Annotated in this window: 11 protein-coding genes; 1 reads left to right on the top strand and 10 read right to left on the bottom strand. The window is 25.3% G+C overall.

Annotated features, from left to right (window positions below):
• Positions 1-204: 204 nt before the first annotated feature.
• The 6 genes from IC173_RS03745 to pepI form a co-directional block, all read right to left on the bottom strand.
• Positions 205-1560, bottom strand: coding sequence for a peptide MFS transporter (locus IC173_RS03745; RefSeq protein WP_227433892.1), 1356 nt, complete (start codon positions 1558-1560; stop codon positions 205-207).
• Positions 1561-3965: 2405 nt separating this feature from the next.
• Positions 3966-4463, bottom strand: a complete 498-nt coding sequence (locus tag IC173_RS03740; RefSeq protein ID WP_227433891.1) for a CarD family transcriptional regulator — start codon at positions 4461-4463, stop codon at positions 3966-3968.
• Positions 4464-4695: 232 nt separating this feature from the next.
• A complete protein-coding gene (locus IC173_RS03735) occupies positions 4696-6105 on the bottom strand; it encodes a VWA-like domain-containing protein (RefSeq protein ID WP_227433890.1) in 1410 nt (469 codons plus the stop codon).
• 3 nt (positions 6106-6108) lie between these two features.
• Positions 6109-7239: an AAA family ATPase gene (locus tag IC173_RS03730; protein ID WP_227433889.1), complete on the bottom strand. Its 1131-nt coding sequence runs from the start codon at positions 7237-7239 to the stop codon at positions 6109-6111.
• Between the two features lie 12 nt (positions 7240-7251).
• Complete coding sequence (locus IC173_RS03725) at positions 7252-8055, bottom strand: hypothetical protein (protein WP_227433888.1); 804 nt, start codon at positions 8053-8055, stop codon at positions 7252-7254.
• 397 nt (positions 8056-8452) lie between these two features.
• Positions 8453-9334 (bottom strand): proline iminopeptidase, encoded by an 882-nt coding sequence (gene pepI, locus IC173_RS03720; RefSeq protein ID WP_227433887.1) that lies wholly within the window; start codon positions 9332-9334, stop codon positions 8453-8455.
• Between the two features lie 655 nt (positions 9335-9989).
• Between pepI and IC173_RS03715 the strand changes: the two genes are divergently transcribed.
• Positions 9990-10964: an aromatic acid exporter family protein gene (locus IC173_RS03715; RefSeq protein WP_227433886.1), complete on the top strand. Its 975-nt coding sequence runs from the start codon at positions 9990-9992 to the stop codon at positions 10962-10964.
• Between the two features lie 128 nt (positions 10965-11092).
• Here the strand turns inward: IC173_RS03715 and IC173_RS03710 are convergent, their stop codons facing one another.
• The 4 genes from IC173_RS03710 to IC173_RS03695 all read right to left on the bottom strand — a co-directional run bounded on the left by IC173_RS03710 (position 11093) and on the right by IC173_RS03695 (position 15598).
• Positions 11093-12112: a sensor histidine kinase gene (locus IC173_RS03710; RefSeq protein WP_227433885.1), complete on the bottom strand. Its 1020-nt coding sequence runs from the start codon at positions 12110-12112 to the stop codon at positions 11093-11095.
• On the bottom strand, positions 12112-12786 hold the full coding sequence (locus IC173_RS03705) for a response regulator transcription factor (protein WP_227433884.1): 675 nt from the start codon (positions 12784-12786) through the stop codon (positions 12112-12114). Before IC173_RS03705 ends, IC173_RS03710 begins: the two co-directional genes overlap by 1 nt.
• A 151-nt stretch (positions 12787-12937) precedes the next feature.
• Positions 12938-14845, bottom strand: coding sequence for an FtsX-like permease family protein (locus IC173_RS03700; RefSeq protein WP_227433883.1), 1908 nt, complete (start codon positions 14843-14845; stop codon positions 12938-12940).
• On the bottom strand, positions 14846-15598 hold the full coding sequence (locus tag IC173_RS03695) for an ABC transporter ATP-binding protein (RefSeq protein ID WP_227433882.1): 753 nt from the start codon (positions 15596-15598) through the stop codon (positions 14846-14848).
• Positions 15599-15767: the final 169 nt, after the last annotated feature.

Genomic DNA, 15767 nt, shown 5'->3' with positions numbered 1-15767 from the left:
TTCTTTATCTGATTTAACAATAAATAAAAATACTAGTCTTAATTGACTAGTATTTTTATTTATATATTTTATTTAACAAACTTATTTCACCATATATCGTGTTAAAAAGTAACACTTTATGATTATTAACAATTAGCTTTATATCAATCTAATACAATATAACCATACTAAATTAATCTCATTAGTATAATAGTTATTTATTGATTAGTTATCTTCCTCAACAAGTTTACTTAATGTCTTGTCAAATAAGAATAATAATATAGCTGCAACAAATAGTATCACTGGAATTATAGTATATACTTTAATCATATCAAATTTAAGAGTAAATGCATATATATATCCATATCCTTGACCAGCTATAAAAGTAGCAAATGTCCAAACTCCCATAAGAACACCTAGAAGTTTTTTAGGAGCATACTTACTTACGAAAGAGTTCCCAAGTGGTGAGAATAACATTTCTCCAAAACTTAGAAGTATACCAAACATAATTATCCATATTATACTAGCTTTAACAGTTTCAGGAGCTCCAACACCTCTTGTAAGCTCTGCTCCAACAAGCATTAAGAATGCAAGACCTAAGAATATTAATCCAAGACCTGTCTTTTTAAATAAACTTATATCACCTTGTGGTCTACTGGCAAGTTTAAACCATAATGCTCCAAGAACTGGTCCTAGTACAATACATACAAGTGCATTTAATGAGTCAAACCAAGCTAAAGGAATGTCAAATCCTCCAATAGTCATGTTTACAAACGCTGCACCATAATCATAAACTGCAAGATAAGTTAGGTACCAGAATAACCAGAAAATTACAGAGAAGAATGAAATAAGTATAATAGCCCAAATTCTCTTCTTATCCATACTTGTAAGAGGAGCATTATCTTTTTCTTCAACTTTCTCAGCTACCACACCTTCTTTAAAAGGTCTTTTTCCTGCATTTCCAAGGAATCTCCATCCATATGTGAACCATATTGCACCAATTACACAAAGAACAGCTGCTATGAAGAAACATTGAGAGAAACCATATACTCCATTTTTCATGAATGTATTAGCATAAAGTATACCTACTGCTGTTGTTCCGATGAAAGAACCTATATTAACAAAAGAATATTGTACTGAGAATGCTGTATCAAGTTCTTCTTGATTATCAAAAAGTTGTCCATTTACTGCTGATACATTTCCTTTAAAGAATGCAGTACCAATTGAAACTAGAATTATCATTGCATTTACCATAGAAGCTGTAGTTGCAATAGAACCAAGATAGTATCCTATCCCCATGATAAGCATACCTATAGGTATAGTATACCTAGCTCCTATCCATCTATCTGATATATATCCTCCAATTATTGGCGCAAGATATGTGAATGCAACAAGGTTAGCTTGCATTATAGCTGCTTGTCCTTTATCTATTCCAAGACCACCTTTAACAATTGCTGTTGTAAGGAATATATAAATTAAAAACTTTGCAGAATAATATGCTGCTCTTTCAAACGAGAAAGTTGTTGCACAGATATAAAATCCTATAGGGAATTTACCCTTTTTATTTACTGTTGTGCTCATAAGTTTAAATCCTTTCTTAATTGTATTTTTATATTTTCTACGTTTTATCCAGACTCTTTCTTTCAATGAAAGATATGGTGATATTGTTTTGTAAAACAATTCGTAATAATTATTAAGATAATTGCGTTTTTATTTGTAGAATCTAGATGTTTTCATGGAATAAAGATTAACATCTTTATTGTCAATAAATTCAAAATAATATAGCTATAAATTTAAATTATATAAATTCATTATTTTCAGGTATATTTATAACCTGTTATCTTTATAAATTGACACCACAAAAAACCAAACTATAAATTATTAGTTCATTAATTATTATTTAGCTTAAATACAATATTGCCATAACACAATGGATAATTTTATATCTAACTTCTAAATTCATCACTCTAGTAATTTTTTCTAATTTAACTACTACTAATTAAATGTGAAACTCTTTACTATATGCAATTCTTATTTTTTTACTTGATAGTATTTTACAAACTAAATTCCTCCTTTTATGGCAAACGGTGTAATCACCTTACTATTGCCTTTTTAAAGGAGTTTTGAATAAAGCAACATGTATTTATACAAATAAATACTGTCTTTATTTTTTTGAAAAATTTCTAAATACTTCATTCAATTACTTGTCAACTTAAATAAATAAACTACTATCTCTTCACAGATTAAATTTATTTCTTATTAAACATACACATGAATTCTGTGAACCTAAATATAAAAACTGTTGTTTTAAAGTGATTACCTAGATATTCGCTTTGACATTATTAATTGAGGTGATACTATTATAATTTATTAACCATAAAATACCTCAATTTGAAAACTTTTTCACGAATATTTATTTTTCACCTCCCTTTATTTATTTCACCATGTAAATCGTACCATAAACACATACTTATATGCAACAAAAAAATAAGAAAAAAATCGAATAATCGACAGTAAATAATTAGAATAAATCAAATTATACTTGTCAAGTATATTATATAATTTTTTTGTCTGGAAATATAAGTTAAACTAAGCCTCAAAATAGTTTTTTAGATATGAAATTTTGTTGTTCTATGTATTCATATTATTTATTGGATAGGTTTTTGATATGAAACTTATATTATTTAGACTATACTCCACCAAAGAACATTTATTATTTAAGAAATATTATCAATGATAAAATTAAAAAAAAGGATATTCTAATCAATTTTAATTAACTATTTTTAACTTTTAAACGATTGTTATTTTTTTGATTAATTTAATAAATTTCATTAATTTTTAGAATAGTAGAGATACTTCACCTTTAAGATATAACTTTATTTCTTAAACTTATAAATTCTAAATTTACACCTAATCATAATTATTCTAAATACACAATCAATGAAATTGTTAAATAAATACAACAAAAGTAGTAAATACTTTTTTAATAAATTTAAATTCTTTAAAATCCATCATTTTTTATCTGTTAACTTAATATTTACTTAATTAAAATAAAAAAGTTTGATTAAAAACAAACTATAGTAATTATTATATATTACTATTTTAGAAATACTCTAAATTTTGTATATCTATAATTTTTCAAGTTACACTATAAATATACAGCAAATATATCAATTCAAATTATAAAGATATATTTAGTCTTATTTTGTCGATTATATTTATAATGTACTCTTCTAAGCTAGAAGCATTTATCTAATCTATGTTTTCATTTATAAAAAATAATTATTTCTTAAATAAATAGCTAAATTGTAGTATTTATAATAAATATAGCTTATGTTTATATTAGTATAATTCCAAATAATTTAATGTTAATATTTAAAAACATCTTCGTAATATACTTAATTCTAGCAATAATATAAAAATAATAATCTGGATAAATTTAAGTTAAAAGTTTGTTTATATGAAGCTAAAAATAAGATTTTTTACATAGAAATTAAAACTATGTGTAACTTAAATGAGCCTATTTTACTTTAATAAAATATAAATTTTTACGATGTAGGTAAAATTAAATAAGATGACTTCTATTTAATATAGTAGTCACCTTATCAATTAACACTAGAATATATTTTATATTGTCATATATTTTAAATGATAATACTCTTATAATATTATTAATTTTACTTCAGATTTTCAACATGCTTATTAAACTTACCATTCAATCATCCCCTTGATTAAAAAGTATTTTCAATAATAATTTAATTTTTTAAGAATTGTATATTATAAACATCATTTTAACAATTCCTATAATATTATATATTCAATTTTTAGTAAAACAATGCGAATAAATAATATTCTGAAATAATTAAAAATAGCAATAAAATATTCATAAATACTTATTGTAAAATTATATTTAAATATTATTTTCTTTTTCTTTATAGTTTTAACTATGCTATACTTTTTAAGTAGGAGATAATATAAAAAATACTTTATTGCGGTATATGACTTGATATATATGAAGTAACTTCATCAGGAGAAATATTCAAAACAGTTGCAAACTCTTCATTTAATAATCTTTCTGCTTCTTTCATCATATTATCGTCTGCTTGATGTGATTTTTTACCAAGAGATTTTATATGTTCTTTATTACAGTATATACTTCTTATTAATTTAAGTAACTCTTCACACTTACCACTTCTAAGCATCACTTTAAATTGCTCACTTCTCATTTTTTCATTATCTATCCATGATGTATCCATATTAGGTATATCATTTATTAGCGAAGCCACAGTAACTTCAGAAAGTATCTTTCTCATTGGAACTTTCTTATTATCAACAGGTATTTTTATTATTGTATTATTAGAATAAAGGGGACTTAATACATAATATTCTTTTTGTACACCATTTGTAATTTTTTCGTTTGTTATGTCCAAAACTTTACAAACACCTGTCATTCCGTACATTATATAATCATCAATCTTAAACACAAAACCTCACCATCCTTAACAAAAAATAGTTTTGACAACTGAATTTACATCATCAAAACTATCTACTATATACTAATTGTACCATATTTTGAGAGTTTAAGCTAAGTAAAACTTTTATTGTTTAAATAATAAAAAATACATTGACTATTAATCAATGTATTTTTCATTAATTTGGATAGTAAGTAAACCATAACAATCGAACAAATCATAACAATCATACCCATTATAATATTTATAAAATTGGTGCTTGACTATTCATTGAGTATCCATCATTTCTAATATCGTTTATCTCTAATATATCATCTTTTGTTTCAACTTTACTAAGTTTTTTAACTGCTCCATAATGCTCTCTCAGTGAAAGTTTATCTCCATTTCCAGAAATAACCCATAAAACTTTATAACCTCTAGGTATTACTTGTAGCTTATTTTCACCTTTACCATCAGTAAAGTAAACTAATAAGTTAATCTTTTTATTATTAGCATATTCGAAAACTGGAGTAAATTTTGTGCCTCCACCTATTTTAACTCTATCTTTTATATCTTTTATAGTTTTTGCTTTATATACACGTCTAATTTCACTGTCACACTCTATAATAGTAATTTCATGATTATAATTTTTAACTATATTAAGAACTTCTTTAATTGCTTGTTTAAATTCTTCATCACTAATACTTCCACTTATATCAATAGCAACGGCTATTTCTGCTTTATGACTTCTAAGTTCTCCTCTTAAATCTAATCGATTAGGCTGTCTTCTATTTCTCCTTGTTATAGTCTTCTTTTTATTGTTTTCAACAGTTCCCATTAACCTACTAAGATATAAATTCCATGGTAATTCGCCTTTACTATTTTTAAGAGCTGCTATCATGTTTTCTAAGTGTGTTGGAATTTTACCTTTTTGAGAACTATCAATAAATTTCTCTGTAAATTCTCTAAGAGTTCTTTCATCTATATCATCGGATTCTTCCCATATATCATGAGTTTTTTCTGGTCTATAATCAGTTTCTATAGTTCCATACTTGTCGCTATCATCTTCTTCACCATCTTCATCTTCTTCTAACAAATCTAATTCAGTTTGAATCTTTTCTACATAATACTCAAAAGGTTCATATGGCTCTAGCTTTAGAGAGTATTTTAGATTTACCCATTCTAAAGTAGTAGCATATGGTGGTAAATTATTCAAATATTTATTTACTACTATATCCATTGCCATATTAATGGCTAATGTACTATACTTTCCTTTTAATTCTTTTGCTCTTACCAAATGCATAGATACTATATGATAAATTTCATGCTTTATTGTACTTTCCATCTGTTCTATATTGAGAGTTAAAAAAATTATTGGATTAAAGTATATGACGTATTTAGCTCCTTTAAAATTCACACCTGTAGGACTACTTATATCAAATCTTATCTCTCTTGACATCTGAAACAAAAAATAGCCATAAAAATTATCTTTTTCTTCCATAAGGCTTAAGCTAACTTTATCTACAAGACTAAAAAATTCATCTTTAAAATCTTTTGGTATATCTACCTCAAATTTCTCATTAGCACGATTTGCCTTTAACATAGAATGAGTATTTATAATTTCACTAGCTTTAATATAGAGTTCTTTTGCCTGCTTATCAAAATAATTTTCCATATATTATCCCCTTATTAAACGATATGACTCAAAGTAAGATTTTACAAACTCTTCATTTTCTATAGCTTTTTTATACACTTCAATATAGCTATTTCTAATATCCTTCATAATTCCTATCATTAAATCTATAGGATATATTTTTAAGAACTCAATAAATCTATCAATATAATATTTTGATTCATACTCATCATTTTTCATATTTAATTCTAAGTTTTTTAGAATATTTATCGCTGATAAATAAAGTCTTGTATGACTTTCATTTTTTACTCTTTCTACAAGATGTTCATCAATAGTATCACCTAAAAAAACATCTTCATAAGATATCAATGGACTAGAATCTGATTCAATAAAACTTATAAACTCTTCTGCTATAACCTTACCTACATTCCCCTTTATAACATTTAGAAATACTGATCTAGGAATTTCTTTATTTTTGTCCTTATAAACTTTATAAATTTTAGAAACTCTCTCATAACTTCTCGGAGTTGCTCTTACATCATCTTCATTTGTTTTATGCAGATATTCTGGAAAAGTTGAAATAAACTCTATAATCTTTTTTTCAATTCCTTCATCTATTGCCCATTTCAACCATTGTGTATGGTCACTCTCCATATTTAACCAAACAAATCTATTTTCTTGAGCTGAATCCATATCTACAACTTGATAATCGAAATCTGAACCATATTTACTTGATGGATTCATTGCTGCTAAAATCTTTACATCATCATGTAACTTATATCCATTAATCTCTCTATTTAAAATTAGATTCATAAGTTCTTGTTGTACAGTATGCTCACAACGATTTATCTCATCTATAAATAAAAGAACTGTTTTTCCTTTAGATATTTCTTCATCAATTTCTCTTAATTTATTATGAACAGCATATACTGTAGTTTTCTTTTCTGTCTTATATCCATTAGAATTAATTCCTACATAAGATTCTATAGTTGGAAGACCTCCTATTTCACCCTCTTTAAGTAGATTTCCATCAATTACAATCAAACTCCAATTATTGTCTTTAGCAAGTTTTTTTGCTAGAGCTGTTTTTCCTATCCCACTTTCACCAACTATTAGAGGTACTTCTCCAGTGGATAATATTAAGTCAACGCTTTTTAATGTATCTATAAAATTCATTTTTTCTCTCTCCTACATAATTTTCAATTTTTCGTCTACAGCTATTTTTTTTGCTGTTTTACTTCCATATTTGTAAATAAACATCATTTTGTCTATTGCTATATAGTCACTGTTTCTATCTATAATATTACAATTTAAAAAATCTCTAATATACTTTTCTTCAACATCTTCTTTTGATAGTACTTCTTTTAATACTTCTTCTAATTCCTCTTTAGACACTTTCTTTACAATATACTTAATCACTAAAATATTTACTTTTAGGAATTCTAATATTTTATTCTTATCTAAATTAGTTATAAAGTTAATAGCTGCCTCATTATTCTTAATAGCTATAAGTTCTGTATTATAACTAGGAAAATCTATATATCTTAATGCATCATAACTTATTTTTACTGCTTCTTCTTGTACACTTTCATAAGGTTGTTTTATAAACTTTATCGAATCATAATTTTTTCTTACTGCTAATAATTGTAACTCTTCACTTGGATTTTTAGAATATTTAATAGCCCACCCTGCTTGATTTATAGCTAATTTAATCACTTTATCAGTTGGATTTTTTATATAGTCTAATATACTCCATCCATCATTTACTGCTTTTATCATCATATCTTCTGTTGGGTCATTTATAAATTTAATTGCTCTAATATTGTTATCAATTGCTAATTCTTGCATCTCTCTAGTTGGATTATTTATATATTCTAGTACAAGTCCATTTTCTTTGATAGCTAATAGTTTCATCTCATCAGTTGGATTATTTATAGTTGCTATAATATTAGGATTATTTTTTATCATTTCAATAACTTTTGACTTTTCCATAATATGCCTTTCCTTCTATAGTTATTTTTATTTATATATTAATATAATAATCTATTCCTATTTATATAATTGTTTCTTATTATAATAAATATACTTTTTAAGCAAGTTTAAACAGAATAATTATACCAATTTTAAAAAAAATTTCTAAAATCTCATAAAACTAAGTGTTTTTAAATTCTATTATTATATGTTAATTATAGTAGTTTTTTAATAATTTGTATGATTTATTGAGGTTTTAAGACTTTTTTTCTCTTTAAACACTTTTAAACTTTTTACAATTGTTCATATTATTCTTATTCAAAATTTATCATATATAAAAAATACTCTAATTTATAATAAAATAATAAAAAAAGAGATTAAACAATCAGTTTAATCTCTTTTATAAATTTATATAAGCTTAATCATTTTCATTTAACCATTTAGTTAGAACTTCTATATATTTATCATTTTCTTCAACAAATGGCATATGTCTTGAATATTCAAATAGTTCCCATTTACTATTAGGTATCCTATCATACATAGTCTTTGCAATATATGGTGAACACAAATCTATCGCTCCACTAGTTACTAAACAAGGTTCCTTTATTTCATGTAATCTATCTGTAAACTCATATCCAGAAAGAGTACCTGTAGGAGAAAATTCATTATATCCCCATCCTACAATATATGCTTCAGAACCAGACTTTTTAGGTCTTCTTAAACATTCAGGAGAATCTTCAGTTACTTCCCCTGCACAATACATCTCCATAAACTTTTCTAATGCATCATTATATTCTTTACTAGAGTAATCTCCAGTATTTACTGCATCAAGTAACGCTTTTTGGTCAGCTTCACTCATATATGATATTCTTCTTTTTTGTTCTTTTTCCCAAAGTTTTGCAGAAGAAAGAGTAGATGAAAGAATGTACGACTTGATACCCTTTGGTTTATATTCAATAGCATACCAAATAGCCTGCATACCTCCCCAAGACTGACCTAATAGATGTATTTCATCAAGCCCTAGATGTTTTCTTAGTTCGATAAGTTCTTTTATCCAAGTGTCTGCATTAAATAACTCAGGATGCCCTTCTACAAATGAATTACCACAACCAATTTGGTCATACATTATAACTTGTCTTCCACTTTCAGCTATCTTGTCCAATACTTCAAAATAGTTATGTGTAGAACCTGGACCTCCGTGAAGTAGTACTAATGGTTTCTTTCCTTCTGTAGCTTCTCCCACTATACGGTAATAGGTTTTAAAACCTTCAAAAGGCATGTATCCTTCAGTAATTTTCATGTTTATCTCCTCCAATTTGTCATTATGAACAATAATTAAGTTCATTAATAAGGCTATTTAAAACTTCTCATACATATTTAATTATGTATTTTTATCTTTATACTTACTTTTATAAATAGTATAACATAAAAGTTAAAAATCACCATACAAAACAAATTATAAAATCATATTAATTATATAATTTTATTTTTTATTAATAATAGTATATACATTTTTGACTATTTTCATTTGCTACAACTATTTTTATTTGTTATTATGATATGAAATAAAAAAAATATCATCATGATGTATACCAGTTTTCTTGCATTTCTAATATTCTTATAAACATATTATACTTATAATCACATAATCATATTTTAAAGTCAGTTGTACTTGTCAGTATGAGCTTTATAGCGCTATTTATTGGTATTATTAGCAAATCATCAAAAGCAACAATTATTACATCATTCTTGTTAATATTTTTAACTCAATCAAATGTATGTGATTTTACACTGGCAAATAATATATACAAAAAACTTTCATAAAATAAAAATATATTGATTGTATTTAGCTAAATAGGGCAATAAAATAATTAAGTATAATTAATTACATTTCAAACCCTATTAGTTTTATGTTAAAATTATCTTTATTATATTTGTTTACAGGAGGTTTATATTTGAATAATATTAATTCACTTAAAGTAATAAAATTATCTCTTGGATGCTCTCTTGCTATATCTATTGCTTGGCTGTTAAAATTAGAATACTCTATGGTCGCTGGAGTTATAGTACTACTTACAGTAAAGGACACTAAAAAAGAAACGCTTAAGGGTTCTATTGGAAAGGTTTATGGTTTTCTCTTATGTACTATTTTTTCCTATTTATGTTTTAATATTTTAGGATATAATTTGACTTCATTTTCAATATTTATATTCATAATTATACCACTTTGTTTTTTATTAAAAATTCAAGATGTTATTGCCATGTGTGTAGTAATTGCATCCCATTACTTCCTACAAGGAGAAACATCTATTAAATGGATTTTAAATGAAGCTGGAATATTTGCAATAGGTACTGGAATAGGTGTCATAATAAATATGTATATTCCAACAAATATACATAAAATCTATGAAGTACAAAAAAAGTTACAAGAAGAAGTGAGTATTGTGCTTATAGATATTGCCGATATTATTGTAAATCCTAAAAAAGAAAATAGGTTCAGTAGAGATTTATATACCTTAAATTCACTTATTGATAGTAGCATTTCTGAAACTTATGATAATATTAATAATACTTTATTAAGTGATACTAAATTTTTCTTAGAGCATATGGATATTATAAAAAGCCAACGGGATATCTTAGAAGACTTGTATAGTTATGTATCTCAACTAGACTCTACTCCACCACAAGCTCATATTCTATCTGCTTTCATACATAAGATAGGTTATACTGAATTTGAAGCCGAAACAGGGAATCTTCTTCTTGAAGAATTGGGCAGGTTAATGCTTAGTATGCAAAATCAACCTCTACCTGTTGATAGAACAGAATTTGAAAATAGAGCTATTTTATTTTTCTGCTTAACTAAATTAAAACAGTTTTTAATTAACCGTATACGTGCTCAAGTTCTCAGAGATAATAATTTTTATAAATAGTATTATGAATCAAAAACAGGTAGATAATCTCCCTGCTTTTTGATTCGTAATACTATTTCAAATTATATTCTACAGTAAAATACTACTATATTTTTTAGATTTAAAGTGGATACACTCAATCTATTAATTTAATTATTTAGATTTAAATAATCAGATATATTATAAAAATGAATATTAAAAATTGTATAAACACCATTTTCTGAGTATACATCAATCTTATGACCTAAGTTATCTATCATCTTTTTTGCAAAGTATAATCCCATTCCAGTAGATTTATACAATCTATTTCTTCCATTTGTTCCTGTAAATCCTCTATTAAAAACTCTACATATATCCTCTTCATTTATACCTATACCATAATCCTTTATAGATAACACTACTCCGTTTTCTAATGGCTTTGCATTAAATTCAATTTTACCAACTTCTTTTGAGTATTTTATAGCATTATTAATAATTTGGTCTAAAATATAGGCTATACATTTAGAATCAGTGTAAACAGTATAATTTAAGTTGTTTAAACTAACTTCAATATTGTTTTTTATGAGTAAAAACGAGTTATTCTTTATAGAGGATTTTATTAATTTTTCTAAATTAACTTTATTCATAAATATGTCCTCAAACATACTATTACTTCTACTACTATATAAAATAGAATTTACTAAAAAGTTTATTTTTGCAATTTGATTCTTAATATCTATACTATCTTCTATATTATTTAATCTATCTGTAATTATACTCAAAGATGATATTGGAATCTTTATTTCATGAACCCATTTAGCTATGTATTCATCTAATTCTTTTAGAGATTGTTTGTAATTTTTTGTATCATCATTATTCTTTGATTTCAAATTTCCAATAATATCTCTCATGATATTTGCTTCAAAGGATTGTCCACTAATCAAGTAGTTGTCTATATCATCATTATTTTCTAGACACTTACATAAATCTTTATAGCTATTTTTAAAGTTTATATAATCTACAATAAAAAATACTATTATTATGAGTAAAGCTAGAAAATCTAAGTATATTAACTCTGCATATTGATTCTCAAATATATTTATAGCAAATAAGTAAATATTTATTATACTAATGATAATAAAAAAAAGCACAATATACTTGAATCTGTCTTTTAAATATTTTACTATCATTATATTATATATCCTATTCCCTTTTTAGTTTTTATAAAATCATCAACACCTAACTCTTTAACCTTACTTCTCAATCTATTTATATTTACAGTAAGAGCATTATCTGTAACAAATTCATCATTATCCCATAAAGTCATCATAAGACTTTCTCTTGATACAACTTTATTTTTATTTTTTAATAATAAGTTTAAAATTTTTATTTCGTTTTTAGTCAATTCTATATCTTTTTCCTTGTACTTGTGTTTTATAATTCCTTTTCCTACATCAAACATTAAATCTTTGTAGTATAGAATACTATTAGAGTCGCTATAATTATAAGCTCTTCTTATTATCCCATTTATTTTGGTAACTAAGATATCTATAGAAAATGGTTTTGTAATATAATCATCTCCTCCATTATTTATTCCCATTATTAAATCCATATCAGAATCTCTTGATGAAAGGAATATTATTGGAACATTTGAAACACCCCTTATTTTCTCGCACCAGTAAAATCCATTATACAGTGGTAAATTAACATCCAAAAGTACTACATCTGGTTTTTTATCTATAAATTCTTCTAAAATCAGTTCAAAATTATCAATTACTTCTACTTTAAATCCCCATCGTTCTAACGCCAAAGCAATTTCTTTTGATAAATCAATATCATCTTCTATTAATAAAATTTTATACATTTATGCAATCTCCATTATTTTAATATTTTATTATAATATAAATTATCTCTATCATATTATATTTTGTATACATTTATTAGTCAAACGGCTTAAACCTAATTAATAAGAGACTCTTATTGTAAGAGTCTCTTTGTTTTAACAAATTTATTGATTAATTTTCGTATATTACCTTCTTAAACTTATTAATAGATACTGCTCCATATATTATGAAGATTATTAAGCATATTACTAAGCTTAATATATATATACTAAATAAATCAGCCATTAGTAAACTGCCTGCTAGTCTTAATGCAAAGTAACTTGATATTGTTGCACTTAACATTGGTAAAGTGTAAAATATAGCTACTTCTTTAAAGACAGCTTTATTTATTTCTTTTTCTGTAGTTCCTATCTTCAATAAAGTTTTATATTTATCTCTATCTTCATAAGCATCACTATATATTTTCATGTATATTATGCTTCCAGCCACAAGCGTAAATACTAAAAATAAAAATACAAGCACTACATATGCAAATTTCATCCATTGACTTTCGTTTTGAGCTTTATATCCATTTCTCATGTAGCCACTTTTCATACTTAAATTTTTTTCAATATTATCGAACATCTTTTGGCTATTTTCTTCCTCAGATACTTTCGCTCCATAAAAATATATTTGTTCTCCTTTGTCTTTTAACTTAGAGTAGATGTTATCATTTACTACTATAATGCTGTCATTAATCCCTGTTCCCAATACTGGTACTTTTATTTCCCCTTTTGTAATATTATATACTTGTCCATCAATGTTCACATTAGTTTCTTTTTTAGCTAATGTTAATATCGTTTGAGGACTTTTTAACTGCATTACATTATTTCCTTCAACTAATTTTTCGCCATACTCTTTTAATTCCTTCTCATTTCCATTTACTTTGAGAATATTGTAAAAATCACTGTATTTCATTATTATATTTAATTTATCATAATCATCTTTGCTATCTGGATTTTCTAAAGCTATTAGTTCTGGATTTACTGAATATCTTATACTATTAGTATCTTTTATTATATCTTCTATTTGTGTTCTATCTACTTCATTTTTATCTGTTGAAACTATACTAACAGTATATACATTCCTCTGTTCTTGAGCATTTTGTTGCATATGTTTTATGGCAACTGATGCACCAAGGGTTGATATTGTAGTCGTTATAATTATAGCTATTATAGAGTAAGTTTTATAGTTTTTATTTAATCTATAATTTATATTGTTTATTGCTATTATATTATTTCCATTGAATAATACCTTTTTATTTTTCATTATCATATGAAATACAACAGGCATAACTGATTTAAATAAACCATAAGTACCTATTATTATTATCACTATAACTGGTATTACACTAGCTATGTTTCCAGAGCGTATATCCATAGAAAGATAATAACCATATCCTAATACTAAAATTGATATTATGGCTAATATGTATAATCCTATACCTACTTTTGGTATTTTGTCTTGTTTCTTAGATGTGTTAATTAGGTTTATTACACTACTTCTACATATTGTTACAAAACCTTTTATAGTCATTATCATAAATATAGAAATAAATATCAAACTGGCATACATTATAGCTTTGATACTAAACCCATTGGATACATTTATATCAAATCCTGATAATTTTATTATTACTACCTGGAAAAATCTAGATGTTATTATCCCTATAAGTATTCCTGTGATACAAGAGCTTATTCCTATAAGCATATTTTCTACAAAATATATTTTTCCTATAGTATATAAATCCAACCCCATAAAAGATAGTATCCCTATTTCTTTTGACCTATTTTTAAAGAATATATTTGTCGCATACCATATAAAGAAAAATAAAAATACTGACAATATTATTATTACAGATATTAACACTGATAATGTGAATTTCTGATTTTCCCCTTGCAATACATTTATGGCATCACCATATCTTAGTAGTTCAAAATTAGTCAGTACAACTACTGAAAAGACCATAGATATAAAAAATGCCAGATAAGTTCTTATATTACTTTTAAAATTATTATAAGCAATTCCAAGTACACTCACTTACATTTCACCTCCCATAGAGGCCAACATATCCATAATTTTTCCATAAAATTCTTTTCTACTACTTCCTTTGTTTAATTTACACTTTATAGTTCCATCATTTATCATATATACTTCATTTGAATAACTTGCTGTTAGAGGGTCATGTGTAATCATTATAATAGTAGCATTATTCTCTTTATTTATTCTTTCTAATGAGTTTAAAAGTTCATAAGCTGATTTAGAATCTAAAGCACCTGTTGGCTCATCAGCAAATACTACTGCTGGATTTGTAATTAGTGACCTCGCTGCTGCACCTCTTTGTTTTTGACCTCCTGATAATTGATATGGATATTTATCTAAATGATTTTCTAATCCAAATTTTTTGGCTATCGAAAATACCTTACCTTCAATTTCTTTACTTTTCTTTTTCCCTAATGCCAGAGGAAGTGCTATATTATTCATGAGTGTCATATTATCTAATAAGTTATAGTCTTGAAATATAAATCCTATCTTCTCTCTTCTTAATTTTGATAGTTCATTATTTTTTACTTTAGATATGTTAATTCCATCGAGTATTATTTCTCCTGAGGTTTGTTTGTCAAGTGTAGACATTAGATTAAGTAATGTTGTTTTTCCTGCACCTGATGGACCCATTATTGCTATAAAATCACCTTCGTTAACTGTGAGAGATATACTTTTTAATACATTTGTTTTAAATCCTTTTATACCATAATCTTTTGATATATTCTTTATTTTTAATATTTCTTTCATAATTAATAACCTCCACTTGTTCATTTCTTAGTATATCTTTATTTTAAAGGTTTTGTACGGTTAAATCCTTATGTAAATATTACATTTTATCTACCAGTATTACACTTTTGTAACATAGAAAGGTTATTAATAAATATGTTTCTTAAGTTTGTATTTATATTAATTTCTT

This window comes from Clostridioides sp. ES-S-0048-02, from assembly GCF_020658495.1.
In the GTDB taxonomy this organism is placed as follows: domain Bacteria; phylum Bacillota; class Clostridia; order Peptostreptococcales; family Peptostreptococcaceae; genus Clostridioides.
Note: the sequence above shows the minus strand (reverse complement) of the source record. Positions and strands in the feature narration are given on the sequence as shown.

Bases quoted from the DNA above. Each gene is read 5' to 3' on its own strand.
- IC173_RS03745 (WP_227433892.1), bottom strand. From the start codon at position 1,560: ATGAGCACAACAGTAAATAAAAAGGGTAAATTCCCTATAGGATTTTAT.
- IC173_RS03735 (WP_227433890.1), bottom strand. From the start codon at position 6,105: ATGGAAAATTATTTTGATAAGCAGGCAAAAGAACTCTATATTAAAGCT.
- IC173_RS03730 (WP_227433889.1), bottom strand. From the start codon at position 7,239: ATGAATTTTATAGATACATTAAAAAGCGTTGACTTAATATTATCCACT.
- IC173_RS03725 (WP_227433888.1), bottom strand. From the start codon at position 8,055: ATGGAAAAGTCAAAAGTTATTGAAATGATAAAAAATAATCCTAATATT.
- pepI (WP_227433887.1), bottom strand. From the start codon at position 9,334: ATGAAAATTACTGAAGGATACATGCCTTTTGAAGGTTTTAAAACCTAT.
- IC173_RS03710 (WP_227433885.1), bottom strand. From the start codon at position 12,112: ATGATAGTAAAATATTTAAAAGACAGATTCAAGTATATTGTGCTTTTT.
- IC173_RS03705 (WP_227433884.1), bottom strand. From the start codon at position 12,786: ATGTATAAAATTTTATTAATAGAAGATGATATTGATTTATCAAAAGAA.
- IC173_RS03695 (WP_227433882.1), bottom strand. From the start codon at position 15,598: ATGAAAGAAATATTAAAAATAAAGAATATATCAAAAGATTATGGTATA.